Source organism: Desulfovibrio aminophilus DSM 12254 (assembly GCF_000422565.1).
GTDB lineage: Bacteria > Desulfobacterota > Desulfovibrionia > Desulfovibrionales > Desulfovibrionaceae > Aminidesulfovibrio > Aminidesulfovibrio aminophilus.
The window spans coordinates 1-21438 of record NZ_AUMA01000006.1 but is presented as its reverse complement, the minus strand read 5'-3'; the positions used below and the strand labels follow the sequence as shown (position 1 = coordinate 21438).

Below are 21438 nucleotides of genomic sequence, written 5' to 3'. Positions count from 1 at the left end.
GACATGCAGCTAGATTCGAAAGAGTAGTTCGAGGCGGGCCCGCTGTCAAGAAGCCCCGGCGCGAAGTCCGCTCAGTCCGTGCCTTGGAGCCAATCCTCGGGCACGACGCGTCCCCTGGGCACGGCTTCCAGATCCAGGCCGTGACGGCGGCCCATGGATAGGGACAGGAATCCCGCGTGGGCCACCATGGCGGCGTTGTCCGTGCATAGCCGCGGGCTGGGCAGGAACAGCTCCAGCCCCCGCCGGCGGGCCAGATCACCCATGGCCGTGCGGATGCCGGAATTGGCGGCCACGCCCCCCGCCACCACCAGCGCCCTGATTCCCCGTTCGCGGTCCAGGGCCCGTTCGGCCTTGATGCGCAGAGTATCGGATACGGCCCAGTTGAAGGAGGCGCAGACCCGCGCCAGGGCCGCGCGGTCCCCTCCCTCCCCGCCGGGTTCCCCTGGTCCGGTCATGCGCGCGGCGCGCAGCCCGGGATGGGCGTCCACATGGGAGACCACGGCCGTCTTCAGACCGCTGAAGCTGAAATCCAGGTTGTCGTTGTCGATGTAGGCGCGCGGAAAGAGATCGTGATCCGGCTCCGCCTCCCGGGCCAACTCGTCCAGGAACCGGCCGCCGGGATAGGGAAAATTGAGGCGCTTGGCCACCTTGTCGAAGGCCTCCCCGGCCGCGTCGTCCAGGGTCCGGCCGAGGAGCAGGAACCGGCCCGGCGAGTCCATGCGATAAAGGTGGGTGTGGCCGCCGGAGACGAGCAGGCCCAGAGCCGGGAAGACCATCTCCCGTTCCAGCCCGGGTGCGAGAAGATGGGCGTGCAGATGGTTCACGCCCACGAGCCGGGCGCCCGTACCGAGGCAGAAGCCCTTGGCGAAGGAAAGCCCCACCAGCAGACAGCCCAGCAGGCCGGGCCCCCTGGCCACGGCCACGCCGTTCAGGTCGGCCGGGGCGACTCCGGCCTCGGCCAGGGCCTCTCGGCAGAGCACGGGCAGCACGCTCAGGTGTTCCCGGGCCGCGATCTCGGGGACCACGCCGCCGAACAAGGCGTGCATGTCGGCCTGGGAGGCCAGACGTTCGGCCAGAAGCCCGCCCTCCGAGACCACGGCCACGGCCGTCTCGTCGCAAGAGGATTCAATGCCGAGGCAGAGCATCAGGAAAAGGACTCGTAGATTTCCTTGATCTTGAGCACGTCGTCGCGGGAACCGATGACCAGGGGCACGCGCTGGTGCAGGTGTTCGGGCTCGATGTCCAGGATGCGGCGCACCCCGTCGGTGGCCAAGCCGCCGGCCTGCTCCACGACCATGGACAGGGGGTTGGCTTCGCACATGAGACGCAGCTTGCCGCCGGGCTTCTTGGGATCGCGGCTGTCCGCCGGATAGAGGAAGACGCCGCCGTAGAGCAGATTGCGGTGGAAGTCGGCAACCAGGGAGCCGATGTAGCGCAGGCTGTAGGGCTTGCGGCGCGCGCCCTCGGAGTCCTTGAAGTGCTCCATGACCTTGCGCGTGGCCTCGTCCCAGTAGTGCTGGTAGCCCTCGTTCACGGAATAGATCCGGCCCTGCTCGGGGATGCGGATGTTCGGATGGGAGAGCAGGAACTCGCCCACGCCCGGGTCCAGGGTGAAGCCATGCACCCCGTCGCCGGTGGTGAACACGAGCATGGTCGAGGAGCCGTAGACGATGTACCCGGCGGCCACCTGTTCAGCGCCCTTCTGGAGCACGTCGCTGGAAAGCAGCGGACCCTCCACCGGCGTCTTGCGGCGCAGGATGGAGAAGATGGTGCCGATGCTCACGTTGGCGTCAATGTTCGAAGAGCCGTCCAGGGGGTCGAAGATGAGAATGTACTCGCCCACGGGCAGACCGGCCGCGATCTCGATGACGTCCGCGTTCTCCTCCGAGGCCATGGCGCAGAGCACGCCGCAGCGGGACAGACGGTGGATGAGCACGCGATTGGCGTATTCGTCGAGCTTGCGGACCTCCTCGCCCTGGACGTTGGTGTCGCCGGTGAAGCCCAGCACGTCCACCAATCCGGCCTTGGTCACCTCGCGGGAGATGATCTTGGCCGAAAGGATGATCTCGTTGAACAACCGGGTGAAACGGCCGGTGGCCGTGGGGGTCTTTTTCTGATGCAGCAGCAGATGTTCGGTGACGGTGATCTGGGGAGCCATGACAATCTCCGTTTCTTGCGCGCGGTCCGTTAGAAGAACCAGCTCCGGCCATCGATCTTGGGGTCCACGCTCTCGGTGAGGTAGACGAAGAGATCCCGGCCCACGTAGCGGGCCAGCCAAGTGTAATACTTGCCGCCGGCCTGCACCTGCCCGTTCACGTGGTCCTTGAGGATCTCATCCCAGGGCAGTTGGCCGAGCGCGGCCGTGTCCACCGCCTTGTTCGGGGTCCAGACCCCGCGTCCAGGCGCCAGAATGATGAGCTGGTCGGGTTCGGGGCAGAAACTGAACAAGGTGCGCGGGTCGAAGTGCACCACGATGAGCCCGTCGAGGCTCACGTCCTTGTAGATGGGGGTGCCGAAGTACAGTTCCGGCCCGAGTTCGGTGTTGTCCACCACGCTTTTGAGAATGGTGTCGCGCCAGACGGCCTCGAACCAGAGCGGGTGGCTGAAGGGTTTCACCGGCTGGGGGGGGCGGCGGTCCAGAATGCGACCCTCGCCATCGGCCACGATCAGCCCGTTGATCCAGGGGAAGCGCTGAAACAGGAGAGCGATCCACTCCTCCGTGGGGCGCAGATCCTGGTCGCCCACGAAGCGCATGAGCCGGAGCACGTGCTGGTCCACGGAGGTGAACAGCCGCGCCAGCTTCTCCTGGTTGGGGTTCTCCATCTTGTAGCGGTCGACGTCGATCTCGGGATTGGGATTGACGAAGTCGTTGGTGGAGGACCAGGCGGTCTTGGCCGCCTTCTTAGTGCCCTCCCATGTGTCGTCCATGGAGGCGCATCCGGCCAGAAGGGTCAGGGACAAGACCAGAAACAGAAAACGTCGCAACAAGGACAAGCCTCACTTCTCAGGCCCGGACGCCCGGGCGGATCATCACGAGCGGGGGCCGGAAGGCCGCCCGGTCATGCCCGGACGCGCGCCTCGAAGCGGGCCGCCAGGGCTTCCAACGTGCCGATGAGCCGATTTTTGGCGTGACGGCTGAAGGCGTCTTCCGCCTCCACGCCCGGACGCGACGCCGGGGTTCCTTCACGCAGCTCCGCCTCCATCTTCTCAATGCGTCCAGCCAGATCCTCGCGTTCGAAGCCCGGCTGAGCGCCCATCCACAGTTCCTTGTAAATTGCCAAAGCCCCGGTGTAGTCGCCTTGGGAGGCCAGCAGATCGGCCATGGTCCGGGTGCGCAGGCTGCCCGCGCCCGGAAACCGGAGCGTCGCGTCGGCCGCCTGGGCCTCGTCCGGGGTCTCGGCGCGGGCCTGGGGTACGGTCGGGACAAAACGGGCCGGAGCGGGTTCGGCGGGCGGCGGAGGCGGCCCCACCAAACGGGTGGACAGGGAATTCACGCCCTCCAGGACCACGTCCATCCACTGCACCGGCTTCTCCGTGAAATGGGAGGCCACAAGCATGAGGAAGACCGCGAAATCGCGCTGGACGTCCACCACGCTCTGGGCCCAGAGCCGCCAAAAATCGGGGTAGACCCGCAGGGCCCGGGTCACGGGCTCCACGGCCAGGGCGGCCTCGCCAGGGCGCTCCAGACGGACGAGCACCTGGGCCAGCAGCAGCCGAGCCTCCAGAAAGTCGGGATGGCGATCCAGGCCCTGACGCAACGTGTTCACGGCCGCTTCCAGCTGCCCCGTCTCGACGAAGAGCTTGGCCAGGGCGAAAAAGACCTTGGAACCCGGCTCCAGCGAGAGGACTTCCTGGTACCACTCAATCTTTTTTGTCATCCGCGCCATCTCCCAGGGGTTTATCGGACTCTTCGGGCAAGAGGTAAAGGATTTCGTTGTCCTTGACGTACTTGAGCCGCTCCCTGATGACCTTCTCCTGGTAAGCCCGGTCCGACTTCAGCCGCCGGATGTCCTGACTCAGATCCAGGTTCTTCCTGTCCACATCGTCGATCTGGGCCTGGAGCTGTTCGTAGCGGTTCCTGAGCGTCATGTAGGCGAACAACCCCTGGTCGCTCCAGATGAGCCGAAAAAAGAGGAACAAATTCAGGAGGATGAGGAAACCGACCAGGATGCGACGCGCCAGCATATCCTCTCACTGAAGCCTGTGGCCGGCTCCAGCCGACGCGGCGATCTGGGCCATGGGCTCCCGCAGTTCCTCCAAAAAATTGGCCGTGGCCCGCTCAATGCGGTCCACGTCGGACTCGGACAGCTCCACCTCGTCGATGCGTGCGAGAAAGTTCTTGAGCACCTCGAATTCATCAAGCAGCGTGTGCCCGAACTCCAGTTTACGGAGTGCGGGCTCCAGCTCCAGGATGGTCTGGAGGCAGTTGGTGATGCGCATCAGGCGGCTGTCGGAATCCACGGACTCCGCCTCCTTCCTTTTCCGTTATTCTTCAGCCTATTCGGATAGTAACCAGTTTTTATAGAAATTGTACAGATAATTTCCGCCGGAGAAAAGCGTCAGCAACAGGGCGATATACAAGAGGATCGTACCAATGGCCGCGGAGTCCAGTCCGAACACGGGATAGTGCAGGATGAGCGGGGTCAGGGCCACGATCTGAGCGATGGTTTTCAGCTTGCCGAAACGATCCGCCGCGATGACCTCGCCCTTCTCCGCCGCCACGGCCCGCATCCCGGTCACGGCCAGTTCCCGGCAGATGATCAATACCGCCACCCAGGCCGGAGCCCACTCCAGGCGCACAAGCATGACCAGCACCGAGCTGATGAGCAGTTTGTCGGCCAGGGGGTCCAGAAACTTGCCCAGGGTGGTGATGCGGCCCTGTCGGCGAGCCACGATGCCGTCGAAGATGTCGGTCACCGAGGCGGCCACGAAGAACAGCGCCGCCACCCAACAGATGAACGGGTTGGGGAAATACAGTAGGCAGACCATGACCGGCACGGCCACGATCCGCGCCATGGTCAGGGAATTCGCCAGGTTGAAATGGCTCATGTGTTCCGCCGCCTATCTATGGATGGTCGAGGCCGCTTCCAGGCTGTTCTGCGCGGCTCGGGCCACGTTGTCGCCCAATTCCAGCAGGGCCTGCTTGGCCGGGGTGTCTTCTTCCAGAAGCACCACGGGCACACCTCGGTCTCCGGCCACCACGGTGGCGGGATCCAGAGGCACGGCGCCCAGAAACTCCAGGCCATACTGCTCGGCCAGCTCCCGGCCGCCGCCCTTCTTGAACAGGTCGATGCCCTTGCCGCAGTGCGGGCAGATCAGGCCGCTCATGTTCTCCACCACGCCGAGGATGTTGGCCTGGGCGTACTGGAGGAAATTGATGGCCTTGCGCACATCAGCCAGGGAAACCTCCTGAGGGGTGGTGACCACCACGCAGAGGGCTTCGGGGATGGTCCGCAGCACGGTCATGGGCTCATCGCCTGTGCCCGGAGGGGAGTCCACCACCAGGAAATCCAGGTCACCCCACTGCACATCGGAAATGAACTGGCGGATGGCCGAGGTCTTCATGGGACCGCGCCAGAGCACGGCCTGGTCCGGGTCCTGGAGCAGGGACTCCATGGAAACCACGTGCAGGGTGTCGCTGTAGCGTTTGGGCAGGATCAGGCTGCCCCGGTCCACATCCAGTTGCCCGCGCAACCCCAGGAGCCGGGGCACACTGGGGCCGTGGATGTCCACGTCCATGAGCCCGACCTTGAAGCCCTTGGCCGAGAGGGCCGCGGCGATGTTCACGGCCACGGAGCTTTTGCCCACCCCGCCCTTGCCGCTCATGACGAAGAGCTTGTATTTGATGCGCGCCAAGGTGGAACTGATGAGTTCGTTCTGAAGCGCCAGCTTCGGGTCGGTCTTCTCGCCGCCCTTGGAACCGGAGCAGCTGCCGCAGGATTGAGTCATGTGGTGCACCTTCTTTGAACTGGTCTCAAGCCGGTCGTCCGGCCAGGGAAATCTAACGAACCTTGGTCAAAAAGCCAACCGGCTGGAACATCAGGCCCCCCAGCCGTGGGCGCCGACGAGGTCCACGAAGGCCACGCCGCCCATATCCACGCTCTCCACACGGCCGTCGCGCTTCTCCACCATGATGAGCTTCTGGTCTCGGCGGCCCTCGCCAACCGGGATCACCAAGCGCCCCGGATCGGCCAACTGATCCACCAGGGGCGGCGGCACCTGGGGCCCGCCCGCCGTGACCATCACGGCGTCGAAGGGAGCCTCCTCGGGCCAGCCCAGGGTGCCGTCGTCCAGCTTGGGCTTGATGCTGAAAAGCCGCATGTCCATAAAGCGCTTCCGGGCCGCGAAAAACAGCGGCTTGATGCGCTCCACCGTATAGACCGTGGCGCCCATCTGGGCCAGGACGGCGGCCTGATAACCCGAGCCCGTGCCGATCTCCAGAATTTTCATGCCCGGCTTGACCTGGAGCAGTTCGGTCATCAGGGCCACGATATAGGGCTGAGAGATTGTCTGACCCTCGCCGATTGGCAGGGGGGCGTCCATGTAAGCCTTAGGCACCAGGGCGGGTTCCACGAAGAGGTGGCGCGGCACCTGGCGCATGGCCTCGAGGACGGCCGGGTCGCGTACGCCCCGGGCCTCGATCTGCTCACGCACCATGCGTTCGCGCAGTCGCTTCGGATCGATCACGGACACGCCGCTCCCCCTCATTTTTCCGTCAGCCGTTGCAAAACCACGTTTGTCCCCCCAAGTCAACAAAGGTTCCTCCCTCCCCGGTCGGAGTTCCCCGCTTGACACGGATGGGGCCTTTGGGAAAAGAATGGAGGAACAGAGGGGAATCCGCCATGCTCACCGTCGCCGACATCATGACCAAGTCCGTTTACTCCCTGCGCGAAACCGACACGCTGCTCTCGGCCCGGGCCCTGATGAAGCTCCAGCGCATCCGTCATATCCCCATCGTGACCGGGGACACCATGTTCATCGGCCTGTTGACCCACCGCGACCTGCTCTCGGCCACGGTCTCCCAGCTCGCCGGGGTGGACCCCGAAACCCAGGACGAAATCGACGCCGGCATCCCGATCAAGGAGATCATGCGCACGGACCTGAAGACCGTGGAGTCCTCGGCCACGGTGAAATCCGCGGCGGAACTCCTGCTCAACCACAAGTACGGCTGCCTGCCCGTGGTCGAGAAGGGGCGTCTGGTGGGCATTCTCACCGAGGCCGACTTCCTCAAGCTGACCATCAGCCTCATGGACGCCCTGGAGGAAAAGTCTCAGGACTGAACCCCATCCAAGAGAAGCCGCAACTCGTCCCGGGCGGCCTGAATCATCCGAGGCAGAGCCGCACGGATCTCCGCTGTAGGCTCCAGGCCATATCCGACGTCGCGGGGTTCCATGACCACCAAGCGCAGCCGGGGCAGTTCCCCCAGTTCCCGCGCCAAGCGCAGGGACTCGGCCAAATCCAGCTCATGCAGCGACACCCCGGGGCCGCTTCCGGCCAGGACATCCTCCCCGCCCAACACGCGCACCTCTCCCGGCGCGCCTCCGAACCGGGCCACGTCCAGGATGAGCACGGCTACGTAGCGGTCGAGCTGATGGAAGAGATCCTGGGTGAAGGTTGCGGCGTCCTCGAATTCCACCCACTTGGGCCACGGCTCGGCCATGAGCGCACGCACGGCGAGCACGCCCGCCCCGTCGTCCCGCATGAGCGGATTCCCCGCTCCCATCACCAAAATTTCGCCCTCCATGCCCTACTCCAATGCGGGGTTGCCCCTCCCGCGTTTTGAGCGTAGACAATTTCTAGAAACTTTTCCACAGGCAGGAGTATCATGACGCAGAAATCAGCGACCACCCGCATCTTGCAACTCGTCCTTTGGGCCGCCCTGGCCTTGCTGGTCCTGGGCGGGAGCATCATCGTCTTCCGCGACACCGACGCGCCCCGGGTGGCGCTTCTGCCCGAGGGGCAATACGTCACCGTGGCCGCCCCCCTGCACCTGACCGTCAGCGATCTCGGTTCAGGCCTCAAGTCCGTGGACGTGGTCGCAACCCAGAACGGACGGGAGATTTCCCTGCTGCACAAAGAGTTGGAGAAGGCTCACGCCTTCGAAGCCGAACTCGTTCTGCCCCAGGAGATCAAAGAAGGCTCCCTGGAAATCCGCGTCAAGGCCCGCGACGCCTCCCTCTACCCCTTCGGGCAGGCGGGAACCGCCATCCTGTCCCGTACCTACACCGTGGACCTGACCCCGCCCCGCGTGGATCTGGAGACGATCCAAAACAACGTCAACCAGGGCGGCGCCTGTCTGGTGGTCTACGCCATTTCCGAGGAGCCCGGAAAGACCGGCGTGAGCGTCGGCTCCCACTTTTTCCCCGGCTTCCGCATGAAGAGCGGCAAGTACGCCTGCCTGTTCACCTTCCCCTGGGACATGGAGCCCGCCCAGTTCAAGCCCGTGCTCATGGCCGCCGACAAGGCCGGCAATGAGCGCTCCCGCTCCGTACCGGTGAACGCCATTCCGCGCCGCTTCCGCTCCGACAACATCAACCTCTCGGACAGCTTTCTTGACGACAAGATGCCCCAGTTCCAAAGCAATTTTCCGGGCATTTCCCGCCCCATCGACATCTTCCTCAAGGTGAACAGCGAGCTGCGGGTGCAGAACCGGGCCCTGCTCGAACAGTTGGGTCGGCAGACCGCAGCCGAACCGCTCTGGCGGGGAGCCTTCCTGCGTCTGCCCAACGCCGCGCCCCGAGCCGGATTCGCCGACGCCCGCGACTACTACTACCAGGGCCGCAAGGTGGACCACCAGACTCACTTGGGCGTCGATCTGGCCAGCCTGCAAGCCGCGCCCGTGCCCGCCGCCAACGACGGCGTGGTGATCGAAACCGGCTTCATCGGCATTTACGGCAACGCCGTGGTTCTGGACCACGGCATGGGCCTCCAGACCCTCTACGCCCACCTCTCGCAGATCGACGTGCAAAAAGGCGACAGCGTCAAGAAGGGGCACACCCTCGGCCGCACCGGGGCCACGGGCATGGCCGGCGGCGACCACCTGCACTTCGGCGTGATCATTTCGGGAGTGCCGGTGAATCCCGTGGAGTGGTGGGACCAGCACTGGATCAACGACAACTTCATGGGCAAGCTGGGCAACAAGTAGCGCTGCCCCCCCCGAAGAACGAATGAAAAAGAGCCCCCGGCGCATAACGCGCCGGGGGCTCTTTTTCATTCATATCCCGACTCAGTGCGGCCGCTGGTACTCTTCCTTGACCAGACCGCTGGCCAGAGGCGCGGGCGGGGCGTCCCGGCCGCAGAAGATGGTCTCCCCGCCCTCGCAGAGCAGGGCCCGTTCCAGCACCTCGTCCATGCTCTCAACCTTGATGACCGACAGGTCCTTGAGGATGCTGGCCGGAACCTCCTTGAGATCCTTCTCGTTCTCGGCCGGGATGAGCACTGTGGAGAGCAAGCCGCGATGAGCGGCGAGGAGCTTCTCGCGAAGACCGCCGATGGGCAGAACCCGGCCACGCAGGGTGATTTCGCCGGTCATGGCCAGATCATTGCGGACGGGAATGTTCAGCAGGGCCGAAACCATGGTCGTGGCCAGGGTGATGCCCGCCGAGGGGCCGTCCTTGGGCGTGGCGCCCTCGGGCACATGCACATGGATGTCGATGTCCTTGTGAAAATCGCGCTTAAGGCCGAACACGTCCGAACGCGAACGGATGTAGGACAGGGCGGCCTTGGCCGACTCCTGCATCACGTCCCCGAGTTTGCCGGTGAACTCCACCTTGCCCGCGCCGGGCATGAGGGCCACCTCCACGGTGAGCATCTCGCCGCCCAGTTGGGTCCAGGCCAAGCCGTTGCACACGCCCACCTGGGCCTTATCCTCGCGCTCGCCGTAGCGGAACTCGGGCACGCCCAGGAAGTTGGCCAGGTTCTGCACCGTGACCCCCACGGTCTTGTCCCGGTCGCCGCCTTCGACCACCTTCATGGCCGCCTTGCGGCACACGGCCGCCAGCTTGCGCTCCAGGTTGCGGACCCCGGCCTCCTTCGTATAGCGGCGCACCAACTCGGTGAGGGCGTTCTCCGAAAGGGTCAGATTGCCTTCCTTGAGGCCGTGCAGCTCACGCTGCTTGGGCAGAAGGAACTGCTCCGCGATCTTGAACTTCTCGGTCTCCAGGTAGCCCGGCAGGCGGATGATCTCCATGCGGTCCTGCAGGGGCAGCGGGATGGAATGCAGGGTGTTGGCCGTGGTGATGAAGAAGACCCGGGAGAGGTCGTAATCCAGATCCAGGTAATGGTCGTTGAAGGAGACGTTCTGCTCCGGGTCCAGGACTTCCAGCAACGCCGCCGAGGGGTCGCCCCGGAAGTCCGTGCTCATCTTGTCCACCTCATCGAGGCAGAGCACGGGATTGTTGAATTTGCAACGCTTGAGCGACTGGATGATCTTGCCCGGCAGCGCGCCCACATAGGTCCGCCGGTGGCCGCGGATCTCGGCCTCGTCGCGCACGCCGCCCAGGGACAGGCGCACGAACTCGCGATCCATGGCCCGGGCGATGGAGCGGGCGATGGAGGTCTTGCCCACGCCGGGAGGGCCCACCAGGCAGAGAATGGGGCCCTTGATGGCCTCCACCAGGCTCTGCACGGCCATGTATTCGAGGATGCGCTCCTTGGGCTTCTCCAGACCGTAGTGGTCCTCATCCAGGATGCGCCTCGCCTCGGCGATGTCGATCTTGGTGTCCTTGAGTTCTCCCCAGGGCAGTTCCAGCACGCAGTCGACGTAATTGCGGACCACGGTGTACTCGGCCGAACTCTGGGGCATCTGGCGGAGCTTCTTGATCTCCTTGCGCACCCGCTCCCGGCTCTCCTCGGGCATGATCTTGGCCTCGAGCTGCTTCTCCAACTCGGCGGCCTCGGCCTGTGGGTCTTCCTCCCGGCCCATCTCCTTGTGGATGGCCTTGATCTGCTCGTTGAGGTAGTACTCCCGCTGGTTCTTCTCCATCTGGCTCTTGACCCGCCCCTTGACGCGCTTCTCAATGGTCACGATCTCGATCTCGCCGAGGATGTGGCCGTAAACGGCCTCCAGGCGCTTCAGACCGTCGAGGATCTCCAAGACCGCCTGCTTGCGGGCGAAGTCCACCTTGAGATGGGGTATGATGGCGTCGGCCAGCTTGCCCGGATCCTTGATCGCCGTGATGGCCAGGATGGTTTCGGCGGCCAGCTTCTTGTTGACCTTGCCGTACTGGTCCAGGGACTCGTGCGCGGCCCGCACCAGGGCCTCGGATTCGGTCCCCGTCGAGGGGATGCCGGTCTCTTCCAGACGCTCCACCTGGGCCATGAGCGCCTCGGACTCCTCGGTCAGGCTCTCGGGCTCCCAGGATGCCCGGGACAGGCCTTCAAAGAGAACCTTGATGGTCCCGTCGGGCAGGCGCAGCATCTGGAGGATGCGGCTGATGGTGCCCACGCGGTAGAGATCCTCGGGGGCCGGACGCTCCTTCTCGGGGGTGCGCTGGGTGACCAGAAAGATGCGTTTATCGAAATCGGAAATGGCCCGCTCGATGGCCTTGATCGAGGCCTCGCGGCCCACGAACAGCGGCACGATGGAACGCGGGAACATGACCACTTCCCGCAACGACATCACGGGCAACAGAAGGCGTTGGGCGGAATCGTGGTCCTCGAATCCGTAATCCGGCATGGGGTCCTCCGGTTCAGTTCGGCGGATCGGCTCCCGGCGGGAGCCCGGCGTGTGCACAAGGTAACGCCGCCGGGGCCGATGTCAAATCCGAGGCGGGAAACGGATCAGGCGCTCTTCACTTCCTGCTGGTAGATGAGCAGCGGATCCACGCCCTTCTCCACCACGGACCGGTTGATCACGCACTCCTTCACGCCGCTGAGCGAGGGCAACTGGTACATGATGTCGAGCATCATGGTTTCCATGACGTTGCGCAGCCCCCGGGCGCCGGTCTTGCGCTCGATGGCCTTCTGGGCGATGGCCCGCAGGGCGTTGTCCGAGAAGCGCAGGGTCACCTTGTCCAGTTCGAAGAGCTTCTGGTACTGCTTGACCAGGGCGTTCTTGGGCTCGGTGAGGATGCGCACGAGGTCGTCCTCGGTCAGCTCGGTGAGCGAGGTCATCACGGGGATGCGGCCCACGAACTCGGGGATCATGCCGAACTTGATCAGGTCCATGGGCTGGGCCTGGGAAAGCAGTTCGCTCACGGCCAGATCCTTGCGCTTGACCTCGACCTTGGCGCCGAAGCCCATGCCGGAACCCTGCATCCGCTGCTGCACGATCTTCTCCAGACCAATGAAGGCCCCGCCCACGATGAACAGGATGTTGCCCGTGTTCATGCGGATAAATTCCTGCTGGGGATGCTTGCGCCCCCCCTTGGGCGGGATGTTGGCCTCGGTGCCCTCGATGATCTTCAGCAGGGCCTGCTGCACGCCCTCGCCGGACACGTCGCGGGTGATGGACGGGCTGTCGCCCTTGCGCGCGATCTTGTCGATCTCGTCGATGTAGATGATGCCCCGGGAGGCGGACTCAATGTCGTAGTCCGCGTTCTGCAGGAGCTGGACCAGGATGTTCTCCACATCCTCGCCCACATAGCCCGCCTCGGTCAGGGTGGTGGCGTCGGCGATGGCGAAGGGCACCTTGAGAATGCGGGCCAGAGTCTGGGCCAAGAGCGTCTTGCCCGAGCCGGTGGGACCGATGAGCAGGATGTTGCTCTTGTCGATCTCCACGTCGTCGGTCAGGGCCCCGGCGTAGAACACGCGCTTGTAGTGGTTGTGCACGGCCACGGAGAGGATCTTCTTGGCGTAGTCCTGCCCGATGACGTACTGGTCCAGCAGCGCCTTGAGTTCCTGAGGAGGCAGAAGACGCCCGTCCTCGAACTCCTCGCTGACGGTCTCCTGGGCCATGATGTCGTTGCACAGACTCACGCACTCGTCGCAGATGTACACGTCGGGCCCGGCGATGAGGCGCTGGACGTCGCTCTGGCTCTTGCCGCAGAACGAGCAGCTCAGGTCCGGGGCGCCGCTGGTTCCTTTCTTCATGGTCATGAGGTCATCCTTGCTTGGTCTCGGCGGGTTGCAGCTCGTTGCGCGAGTTCATGATCTTGTCGATGATGCCGTAGGCCAGGGCCTCTTCCGGGCGCATGAAATAGTCGCGCTCGGTGTCCTGGTTGATCTTCTTGATGTCCTGGCCGGTGTGCTTGACCAGAATCTGGTTCAGGTCGCGGCGCATGCGCAGGATCTCGCGGGCCTGGATGTCGATGTCCGTGGCCTGCCCCTGGGCTCCGCCCAGCGGCTGATGGATGAGGATGCGGCTGTTGGGCAGGGCGTAACGCATGCCCTTGGCCCCAGCCGCCAGCAGCAACGCGGCCATGCTCGCGGCTTGGCCCATGCAGAGGGTGGCCACCGGCGGGGAGATGTACTGCATGGTGTCGTAGATGGCCAGCCCGGCGGTCACGACGCCACCCGGGGAGTTGATGTACATGTAGATCTCCTTGTCCGGGTCCTCGGACTCCAGGAACAGGAGCTGGGCGCAGATGAGGCTGGCCACATGGTCGTCGACGGAGCTGCCCAGGAGGATGATGCGGTCCTTGAGCAGGCGGGAATAGATGTCGTACGCCCGTTCGGTGCGGCCGGTGGTTTCGATGACGATGGGGATCGTGGGCATGTGCTCTCCTTGAGGTGACGCGGGGCCTTCGGCCTTCTTCAGGCACATCGGCGGAAACGCCGGGGAACTTGAGTCCGGACACGGCCTCGCGGTTCCCATGATAAGACCTCGGGACAGCGGGCGCAAGGCCCGGACGCGCTCTGTGCGAAAAATGGACGGCGGCCGGACCAGCAGGTCCGGCCGCCGGAATCGTCTCGGCGCTACTCGGCCTTGGGGGCCTTCTTGGCGACGCGCTTCTTGGGCTTGGACTCGGACTCGTCGGCGGACTCGGCCTGGACGGGGTCGATCTCGCGGCGCTGGGCCTTGGAGTAGATGAACTCCATGGCCTTGTCCATGAGCAGGCGATCCTTGAGCGCCACCACCAGGTTGTTTTCCTCGTAGTAGCGCTTCAGCTCCATGAAGTCCTGACGGGTCTGCATGGCCAGACGGTTGAGGGCCGCGTCCAGCTCCTGCGGATTCACCGAGAGGCCTTCCTTATCGGCCACCGCCAGGAGCAGCAGCTCTGCCCGAGCGCTCTGCTCGGCCTCGACGCGATACTCCTCGCGCAACTGCTCCATGGTCTTGCCCAGGCTCAGCAGATTCTTGCCCTTGCGATCCAGTCGGTATTCCAGATCCTTGATCAGGCGGTCGATGCGGTCTTCAACCAGGGACGGCGGCAGGGGGAAATCCAGGAGCTTGACCAGCCCGTCCAGAAGCTTCTTCTGAGCTGCGGACTTGTGTAGCTGCTTGCGGCTCTCCTGGTAGGACTGGCGGATGGCCTCGCGCATCTTCTCGACGTTCTCGAAACCGGCCTTCTTGGCCACGTCGTCGCCCATCTCCGGCAGTTCCTTGACCTTCACCGCGTGCAGGGTGATCTTCATGGTCACGGTCTGGCCGGCCAGCTCGGTATTGATGAAGTCGGCCGGGAAGGTGATGTCCTTCTCGCCGCTCTGGCCGGTGGTCAGGGTCTTGATGAGTTCCTCGAACTCGGGCAGGGCCTGGCCCTCGCCCAGGGTCAGCTCGAAATTCTCGGCCTTGATCCCGGAAATCACCTCGCCGTCGCGGTAGGCGCCGAAGCTCACGGTGACGATCTCGCCGTCCTTGGGCTCACGCACGTCCGAAATGACCTTGGGCTTGGCCTGGTTGTCCAGGATGCGGCGCTCGACCTCGGCCACCTCCTCGTCCTTGACCTCCACGCGCTCCTCGTCCACGTCCAGCCCGATGTAGGTGGGCAGGTCGAACTGGGGCGCGATCTCGAAGCCCAAGGTGTAGGTGAACTCCTCGTCGCGGGCGAGCAGCCCCGCATCCACGTTGATGCGGGACATGGGCGTGAGCTTGAGCTGGTTGAGGATGTCGTTGATGTGATAGTTGATGAGGTCCGTGGTTGCCTCATTGTATATCTGGCCGCGGAACTTGCCCTCTATGACGCTGGCCGGGGCCTTGCCCTTGCGGAAGCCCTTCACGTCGTACTTGGTCTTGTAGAGGGCGATGGTGGTGAGAATGGCCGCGTTGGCTTCCTCGGCCGGAACCGTGACCGAGATCTTCCGCTCGACCGGGGAAATGTCCTGAACATCGTACTTCATAGCCTATTGTCCTCCTCCAGGGTGAAACGCCGCGTCGCGGCCGGCTGTCCTTCCATCTGTGGTGCGAGAGGGGAGACTCGAACTCCCACGGCCAAGCCGCTGGATCCTAAGTCCAGTGCGTCTACCAATTCCGCCACTCTCGCCAAAAGCTCGAAACATTACGACAGGGCGTTTTCGACTGTCAACCGGAAGGATATCAGCGCCAACAGTTTGAAAATCAGCGCGCCAGCTCCGTGAGCAGCAGGCCAAGCTTGCGCAAGAGATCATCCACGTCCTCGCCCAAAAGCCGGGCCTGAGGTTCCTTACCCACTTCCCCCCGATCGCAGACCGCGTCCACGGCCGCGGGCTCCGGATGCCGGGCCAGGGCCTCATACGTCCCCCACTCCAGGATGCTGCCTTCGCGGTCCTTGAGATAACCAGGCTCCTCGGCCCGATCGAACCAAGCCGCCACCAATCCGGCCCGTTCCAGAGCCCCGGCCACGGAGTCGTCCAGGCGCAACGTCAGGACGCAGGCGGCCTCGGAATTGTGTCTCCGGGCGGCCAGAAGAACCTGGGCCAGATTCGGGGCCGCGCCGAACTCCGGGCAGCCCGAGATGAGAATCTCGCCCCGCCGGGTGGCCGTGATGCGGCCGGAATAGGCCGCCACCTCGTCCACCGCGTCGGCGTGGGGCACGGCCAACGCCAGATTCATGGACGACTCCGGCACAACTCGGGCTAGGCCGCGCAGGGTGGCCAGACGGGGGCCGGCTTCGGCCAGGCTTTCCAGTACGCCGCGTCGGGCCCGCTCCTTGAACAGGGGCGCCAAGTGGTTCACCGGCCCGGCCCCGCCGCCCAAGGGGAAGGCGCTGCGCAGGCCGAGGTTGAGGTAGCGCTGAGCCGCGCGGATGGCCGAAAGCATGTCCAATCCCTGGCCCAGGCCAGTGGCGATGGCCGCCGACAACGTGCAGCCAGTGCCGTGCAGGCTGCGGGTGTTCACGCGCGGCTGGATCAGGGGGAGGGATTTCTGATCCGGGGCGGCGTACCAGTCCGTGGCGGCCAGGGATTCCAAATGGCCGCCCTTGATCAACACGGCCTTGGGGCCCAGATCCAGAAGCTTCTCGGCGGCCCGGCAAATGTCCTCGGGCCCCCGGATGGTCATGCCGGTGAACAGCTCGGCCTCGGGGATATTCGGGGTGAGCAGGTCCGCCACCGGAAAAATGCGCTCAAGCATGGCCGCAACCGCGTCATCCTCCAGGAGCTTGGCTCCGGTCTGGGCCACACAGACCGGGTCCACCACCAAGGGGAAGTTTTTGCGTGCCAGGAACGGGGCTGCGGCACGAATGATCGGGGCGGAGAAAAGCATACCGGTCTTGGCCGCGGCCACGGGGATGTCCGTGAGCACGGTCTTCAGCTGCAAGGCCACGAACTCCGGACTGGGGGCTTCGATGCCGGCCACGGTCCTGGTATTCTGGGCCGTCAGGGCGGTAATCACGGACAGACCATAGCCGCCAAGCACGGTGATCGTCTTCAGGTCGGCCTGAATGCCCGCGCCGCCGCCGGAATCGGAACCGGCGATGGTCAGGATGCTGGGTACGAGATACATGGTGCACTCCACAGGGTCTCGCTGACGGGGAAAAACAATAGCCGCGCGGTCCGACGCGGTCAACCGCGCCGCCGCCCGGTCACGGGAATGGAAAAGGAAATGGGACGGGGAGGCTCAGGCGATGGACAGTTTGACGTAATCTTCCACGGAGACACCGTTCCAGACCTTGCTCGTCCAGTAGGCCGTGGCCCAGATCATCAAGGCCGTGGCCTGGAGGTCCGTGAGTCGACGCAGCTTCACTTCCAGGTTGTTCTTGCTGGCGCCGTGCTGGATATGCACGTTGTGCTCCTGGCAGGCCTCCTCGACGCGCAACAGCAGATAAGCCTGCTTGGACTGGTTGGGCAGCAGCTTCACGTCGCGGTGGGCTTCCAGAATGGTCTTCAGTTCGGCCACCGAGAAGTCGGAGGACACGCCGCGGATGGACTTGAAGAAGATGTCCACGGCCCAAGGCAGGATGAACTCCGCCCCAGCGCTTTTCGTCTTGAAATAGTCCTTGAGCCACTTTTCATGATCTTGCGAGATCCGGGCAGCAACCTGCGGCATAACACCCACCCCCATGTTACCATGAGACTCCTGGACATATAATCAAAAAAGCAAGGATCGATCAAGATTTTTTCTAGAGAGAATTGCGGGAAAAACCATGTTTTTTTTACCCCTCGAAACTCTCGCGAATCTGTCGGAAAAGGCTCAACAACAAGGAATCTGGCGCGTCCTGATCGTTGATCGTGAGCTTGAGCACCCGAACGACCGCGTTGCCGCTGGGCGTCACGGTTCGAGCAGTGGACAGGACGATGCGCCGCGTATCATCGGAATCGACAGCGGCAACTACCGCCAACCTCCATTCCGCGTCACCTTCGCGCCGCCAGCGCAGATCCACGGCTTCCCCTCGGTCCGTCGACCGCTCCAACAGGGCAACGAAGTCCTTGAGCCCGAAAGCTCTGCTGTTCCGCCCCAAGACGCCGAGATACTCTCCCAGCCCCGTGCGGATCACCAACGGCAGATCCAAATATTCCGAAGGTGGAAAGTCGAGGGAGTCATTCCGGTTACGGCCGTCGGCCAGCAAACGCAGCCGCTCAATCTCGCGCTCCAATTCCGCAACCTTCTCCCTCTGATGGGCTTCAGCCACATCACGTTCCTGGCGCAAGGACGCGACCTCGTCGCGCAAAGAACGGATCTCGCCCCGAAACAAGGCCTGATTCTCCAGAACATCGGACATCTTGGCCAATAGCGCCGCGATCCGAGTGGCGCCTCCATCGGCCGCGCTTCCAGCCTCCGCCCCTTCCAACTTCCCGGCGTCGAAAAGCTCACCGCGACAGGCGGTCAGCTCCTGTTCGATCTGCTCGACGGACCAGTTGTTCTCGAACATCTCGCGTATCCTCCTGAACAATTCCAAAGATTCTGACGGGTAGCGACGCCTCCGCCCCGCGCCACCGGCGGATGGTATGAAACGGCTGAAACGGTCCTTGTAGTAAACGATGGTGGAGGGTGGAATGCCGAGCCTGCGCCCCACTTCGCGCAGGCTGATGAAGGTGGCGCGCCTCGTGTCGGAAGATTGTTGTTCATTACTGTTCACAACTGATCAAATATGCTATGAATACTGTATCGTCAAGAACTCTCGGACGAATACGTGCATTGAGCAAAAAAAAGAGGGGCGATTCGCCCCCCTTATCCAAACAATGACGGCTGATGCTAATGCGCCAGTTCCAGTTGAATCTGACGCAAGGATTCCTGCACCTGGGCCATGCGGCGAGCCTGCTCCTCATTCTGGATCATGCCACCGAGAAAGTCCGCTTTCTGGGCCATGTCCTCGATCATCGCGTTGACCAGCAGTTTACGCGATCCTTCCGTGGGCTGGCTCTGCACCAGGGCCATCTGGGCTTGTACCGCAGCCAGCTCGGTTTTCAAGTTGGCCACCTGCCGCATTTCCTCGGAAATTCCCTTGAGGTTGCTGCTCAGGCCGAAAAAAAAGATCACGACAAGCACGAGGGAAAGAAGCGCCAGCACAAGCGCAAGCTTGCCGAAATCACGTCCGGTCCGGGAGGTCTCTCCGGCGGGCGCCGCCTCCGACCTCCGGTAGCCATCCATATGAAGAATGTTGTCCTTGTTCGCGTCCATACAACCTCCTTGCCGCGCACAAAAAACATAATGCAACGGAGACATGGAATCAAGCGCCGTCCGACTCGCCGATTTTCGTGTTTTTCCCGTCTCCCTCTCTCTGACGAGGCGTATTCTGCTCGAAAAGTCAAAGTCTGAGACGTGCCCCCTTCCTTGATGGAAACGTCAACGTTTCAGCGTGGATCACTATTTTGAAGGCATACGGACGCGACCATGGACACTGCGTTCGTCATGCACGCAGTACGGAACTACGTTGCAGGAAAATGACTTGTAAAAAAAAAAAAACTATGCAAAATGCAGAAAGTGGGTTCACGTTGATGACCCTGTAAAGGGCCATGCAGCCGACTTGCTCTTTTTTCCCGACACCCAAGGAGAAACGCATGGAAGATTATTTGAAGGAAGCTTTGGAGATCGTGAAAGCCCAAGCCAGCGTCCGCACCATGACCGAGGAAGAGATCACCTCCATGGTCCGCAAACTGGCGCACGGCATTCAGGCCATCGCCGAGGGTGGCGAACCCCAGGCCGAGGAAGGCTTGGCCTGCGATCCCCAGAAGTCGGTACGCGAAAAGTCGATCATCTGCTGCGTCTGCGGCAAGTCGTTCAAGATTCTGACCAAGAAACACCTGGGCAGCCATGACCTGACCCCGGCGGAGTATAGGGAGAAGTTCGGCTACAAGAAGAACTTCCCTCTGGTCTGCAAGTCGCTCCAGCGTGAGCGCCGCAAAAAGATGAAGGACATGAAACTCTGGACCAAGCGGGGCAAGAAGAAGTAACGCGGCTCAGTCGCGCTTTGAAGGCCGTCCTCCCGGGCGGCCATTTTCATTTCCAGATGCCTGCCAGCAAGGCCGGGGACTCACTCACGTACCGAGGACGTAGCGCTAGACACTCCTCCCTGTTCCCATAACCCCAGGCCGCGTAGCAGGCGGGCATACCCACGTTGGAGGCAAAACGTAGGTCCGTAGACGTGTCCCCAACCATAAGCACCTGGTCCGGCGCGATGCCGGGCAGGGACGGCGCGATGCATGAGCGGTAGAAGCCGGGATCGGGCTTGCGAGGCAGGTCCGTTCGTGCCCCCGCCAACAGGTCGCAATAGGCGCCGATCCCCAGGCTCTCCACGGCGCGCTCAAGGCCCGGCTGACCTTTGTTGCTGGCCACCCCCACAATCACGCCCCGGCGCTTCAGCCCGGCCAGCGTCTCCTCCACGCCAGGAAACAGGCGGTTCAGGAGATGCCCCCGGCTGAGATACTCCTCCCGATAGATAGCGATCCAGGTGGGGATGTCCTCGGGCGCGAGATCCGGGCAGAGCCGCAGGAAGCACTCTTCAATGCGCAGGCCGATGACGCCGCGCACGGCATCATCCGAGGGGCGCGGCCGCCCCTGGGCCGCAAAGGTCAGGTTCATGCCTTGGATGATGCCCTCCGCGCTGTCGCACAGCGTTCCGTCGAAATCAAAAAGAACAAAGGAATAGGACACGATGGAAAAACTCCGTGAGAGACGGCCTCTAGCTCGGCCCGTGAGCCAGGGTCCGCCTGACGATCAAGTCTATGGTTTCCTCAATACGCGCCCATCCCGCCGGCGACACGAGATCCACCCCGCCCACGCAACCCGTCACCAGGGAGCGCACGGCCAGGAAGTTCACTCCGCCGGCGAGAAAGAGCACCAGGGCCGTCACGTCCACGTCCACAGGGGGATCCTGCTCCATGAGCTCGAAAAACTCCAGGGCGGAGCGCTCACGCACCCCCTCCAGGGCCCGGCTGAGATCATTGCGGGAAAGCGCCTCCCAGGCCATGATCGCCAGGCTCTCCGGCCGATCCAGCAAAAGCCGGAGGGTGCGCTTGAAGAAGGCCGCCACCAGCTGATCCGGGCTCATGCGGCGCAATTTCTCGCGATCTCGGCCGATAAGGTCGCCGGCGTTGGGCCAGAAAGCCCCGCTGTGGGCATAGGCCGCCACCAACTGGGACAGCCTTGTGAAGTAGCGGTAGAAATCGCCGCGTTTCAGCCCTGCCTCGGCGATCACCAAATCCACGGTCGCGGCCTCGAAACCGACCCGCGCCAGGACCGTTCCCATTGCCTGGGTGAGGCGGCGGCGCGTCTGGTCCGCGCGATTGATGGGGATGACCTTGAGATGCGGCATACGTGGCTCCGTCCAAGGTCAGTGTGCTTCGAAGCGCCTTCCGGGTCAACGGTAAGGTTCTGCAAACGTGAAAAGGCCCCTCATTTTGAGGGGCCTTTTTTGAAGAAATTGTCCTGGCGGCGACCTACTTTCCCACGATTAAGATCGCAGTATCATTGGCGATGGAGGGCTTAACTGCCGAGTTCGGAAAGGGATCGGGTGTGTCCCCTCCTCCAAGGCCACCAAGACAAATATGGTTGGGCTTCTCCCGGGGTGGTGCGGTTCAGCGCGCCGATCCGGTTCATCAAAGCCCGAAACTATATTAGTTTCATAGGGGAGAGAGGATTTGGGTAAGCCTCACGATCTATTAGTACCGGTAAGCTGAACGCGTTGCCGCGCTTGCACATCC

Annotated in this window: 23 protein-coding genes, 1 tRNA gene and 1 rRNA gene; 3 read left to right on the top strand and 22 right to left on the bottom strand. The window is 63.3% G+C overall.

The features are described 5' to 3' along the window. Nucleotides 1–71 precede the first annotated feature (71 nt). The 9 genes from tsaD to H587_RS0102030 form a co-directional block, all read right to left on the bottom strand. Nucleotides 72–1145: a tRNA (adenosine(37)-N6)-threonylcarbamoyltransferase complex transferase subunit TsaD gene (gene tsaD, locus H587_RS0102070; RefSeq protein ID WP_027174844.1), complete on the bottom strand. Its 1074-nt coding sequence runs from the start codon at nt 1143–1145 to the stop codon at nt 72–74. Beyond that, nucleotides 1145–2158, bottom strand: a complete 1014-nt coding sequence (gene fbp, locus H587_RS0102065; RefSeq protein WP_027174843.1) for a class 1 fructose-bisphosphatase — start codon at nt 2156–2158, stop codon at nt 1145–1147. The genes tsaD and fbp overlap by 1 nt, the downstream gene beginning before the upstream one ends. 29 nt (nt 2159–2187) lie before the next feature. Next, nucleotides 2188–2928 carry a hypothetical protein gene (locus tag H587_RS0102060; RefSeq protein WP_051202407.1) on the bottom strand — a complete coding sequence of 247 codons (741 nt, stop codon included), beginning with the start codon at nt 2926–2928 and terminating at the stop codon, nt 2188–2190. 131 nt (nt 2929–3059) lie between these two features. Further along, on the bottom strand, nt 3060–3878 hold the full coding sequence (locus H587_RS0102055; RefSeq protein ID WP_027174841.1) for a tetratricopeptide repeat protein: 819 nt from the start codon (nt 3876–3878) through the stop codon (nt 3060–3062). Beyond that, nucleotides 3862–4185, bottom strand: coding sequence for an FtsB family cell division protein (locus tag H587_RS0102050; protein WP_027174840.1), 324 nt, complete (start codon nt 4183–4185; stop codon nt 3862–3864). The genes H587_RS0102055 and H587_RS0102050 overlap by 17 nt, the downstream gene beginning before the upstream one ends. Nucleotides 4186–4191: 6 nt before the next feature. Beyond that, nucleotides 4192–4461: a hypothetical protein gene (locus tag H587_RS16930; protein WP_415519236.1), complete on the bottom strand. Its 270-nt coding sequence runs from the start codon at nt 4459–4461 to the stop codon at nt 4192–4194. A 36-nt stretch (nt 4462–4497) separates the two neighbouring features. Continuing rightward, nucleotides 4498–5049 carry a CDP-diacylglycerol--glycerol-3-phosphate 3-phosphatidyltransferase gene (gene pgsA / locus H587_RS0102040; protein WP_027174839.1) on the bottom strand — a complete coding sequence of 184 codons (552 nt, stop codon included), beginning with the start codon at nt 5047–5049 and terminating at the stop codon, nt 4498–4500. A gap of 12 nt (nt 5050–5061) precedes the next feature. Then, a complete protein-coding gene (locus H587_RS0102035) occupies nt 5062–5949 on the bottom strand; it encodes an Mrp/NBP35 family ATP-binding protein (protein ID WP_027174838.1) in 888 nt (295 codons plus the stop codon). Nucleotides 5950–6039: 90 nt separating this feature from the next. After that, nucleotides 6040–6708 carry a protein-L-isoaspartate(D-aspartate) O-methyltransferase gene (locus H587_RS0102030; protein WP_034608456.1) on the bottom strand — a complete coding sequence of 223 codons (669 nt, stop codon included), beginning with the start codon at nt 6706–6708 and terminating at the stop codon, nt 6040–6042. A 134-nt stretch (nt 6709–6842) separates the two neighbouring features. Here H587_RS0102030 and H587_RS0102025 point away from each other — a divergent pair, with 134 nt between their 5' ends. Continuing rightward, nucleotides 6843–7280 carry a CBS domain-containing protein gene (locus H587_RS0102025; RefSeq protein ID WP_027174836.1) on the top strand — a complete coding sequence of 146 codons (438 nt, stop codon included), beginning with the start codon at nt 6843–6845 and terminating at the stop codon, nt 7278–7280. Here H587_RS0102025 and H587_RS0102020 read toward each other — a convergent pair. Next, the gene (locus H587_RS0102020) at nt 7271–7723 is read right to left on the bottom strand and encodes a hydrogenase maturation protease (protein ID WP_281167613.1); all 453 of its coding nucleotides are present in this window, start codon (nt 7721–7723) and stop codon (nt 7271–7273) included. The two genes, H587_RS0102025 and H587_RS0102020, sit on opposite strands and share 10 nt — an antisense overlap. Nucleotides 7724–7825: 102 nt before the next feature. On the opposite strand from H587_RS0102020, the gene H587_RS0102015 reads away from it, so the two are divergent. Next, the gene (locus H587_RS0102015; RefSeq protein ID WP_027174834.1) at nt 7826–9145 is read left to right on the top strand and encodes a M23 family metallopeptidase; all 1320 of its coding nucleotides are present in this window, start codon (nt 7826–7828) and stop codon (nt 9143–9145) included. 81 nt (nt 9146–9226) lie between these two features. Here H587_RS0102015 and lon read toward each other — a convergent pair whose 3' ends face one another. From lon to H587_RS0101970, 9 genes are all read right to left on the bottom strand, one after another. Then, entirely contained in the window at nt 9227–11677 is a 2451-nt protein-coding gene (lon, locus tag H587_RS0102010) for an endopeptidase La (protein ID WP_027174833.1), read from the bottom strand. 104 nt (nt 11678–11781) lie between these two features. Further along, nucleotides 11782–13038 carry an ATP-dependent Clp protease ATP-binding subunit ClpX gene (clpX, locus tag H587_RS0102005; RefSeq protein WP_027174832.1) on the bottom strand — a complete coding sequence of 419 codons (1257 nt, stop codon included), beginning with the start codon at nt 13036–13038 and terminating at the stop codon, nt 11782–11784. 4 nt (nt 13039–13042) lie between these two features. After that, nucleotides 13043–13657 (bottom strand): ATP-dependent Clp endopeptidase proteolytic subunit ClpP, encoded by a 615-nt coding sequence (gene clpP, locus H587_RS0102000; protein ID WP_027174831.1) that lies wholly within the window; start codon nt 13655–13657, stop codon nt 13043–13045. Nucleotides 13658–13857: 200 nt separating this feature from the next. Continuing rightward, a complete protein-coding gene (gene tig, locus H587_RS16925) occupies nt 13858–15219 on the bottom strand; it encodes a trigger factor (protein WP_051202380.1) in 1362 nt (453 codons plus the stop codon). 59 nt (nt 15220–15278) lie between these two features. Then, nucleotides 15279–15362 (bottom strand) — tRNA-Leu (locus H587_RS0101990). A gap of 74 nt (nt 15363–15436) precedes the next feature. Then, a complete protein-coding gene (thiD, locus tag H587_RS0101985; protein ID WP_027174830.1) occupies nt 15437–16801 on the bottom strand; it encodes a bifunctional hydroxymethylpyrimidine kinase/phosphomethylpyrimidine kinase in 1365 nt (454 codons plus the stop codon). A 114-nt stretch (nt 16802–16915) separates the two neighbouring features. Beyond that, entirely contained in the window at nt 16916–17344 is a 429-nt protein-coding gene (locus H587_RS0101980) for a hypothetical protein (protein ID WP_027174829.1), read from the bottom strand. 106 nt (nt 17345–17450) lie between these two features. Further along, on the bottom strand, nt 17451–18311 hold the full coding sequence (locus H587_RS0101975; RefSeq protein WP_245560814.1) for a MerR family transcriptional regulator: 861 nt from the start codon (nt 18309–18311) through the stop codon (nt 17451–17453). Between the two features lie 179 nt (nt 18312–18490). Next, a complete protein-coding gene (locus tag H587_RS0101970; protein ID WP_027174827.1) occupies nt 18491–18916 on the bottom strand; it encodes a hypothetical protein in 426 nt (141 codons plus the stop codon). A 380-nt stretch (nt 18917–19296) separates the two neighbouring features. On the opposite strand from H587_RS0101970, the gene H587_RS0101965 reads away from it, so the two are divergent. Further along, nucleotides 19297–19689, top strand: a complete 393-nt coding sequence (locus H587_RS0101965; RefSeq protein WP_027174826.1) for a Ros/MucR family transcriptional regulator — start codon at nt 19297–19299, stop codon at nt 19687–19689. A 46-nt stretch (nt 19690–19735) separates the two neighbouring features. Here H587_RS0101965 and H587_RS16920 read toward each other — a convergent pair whose 3' ends face one another. The 3 genes from H587_RS16920 to rrf form a co-directional block, all read right to left on the bottom strand. After that, nucleotides 19736–20389 (bottom strand): HAD family hydrolase, encoded by a 654-nt coding sequence (locus H587_RS16920; protein WP_051202378.1) that lies wholly within the window; start codon nt 20387–20389, stop codon nt 19736–19738. Nucleotides 20390–20417: 28 nt separating this feature from the next. Further along, on the bottom strand, nt 20418–21050 hold the full coding sequence (locus H587_RS0101955; RefSeq protein ID WP_027174825.1) for a TetR/AcrR family transcriptional regulator: 633 nt from the start codon (nt 21048–21050) through the stop codon (nt 20418–20420). Between the two features lie 111 nt (nt 21051–21161). Further along, nucleotides 21162–21276, bottom strand: a 5S ribosomal RNA gene (gene rrf, locus H587_RS0101950). Nucleotides 21277–21438 lie beyond the last annotated feature (162 nt).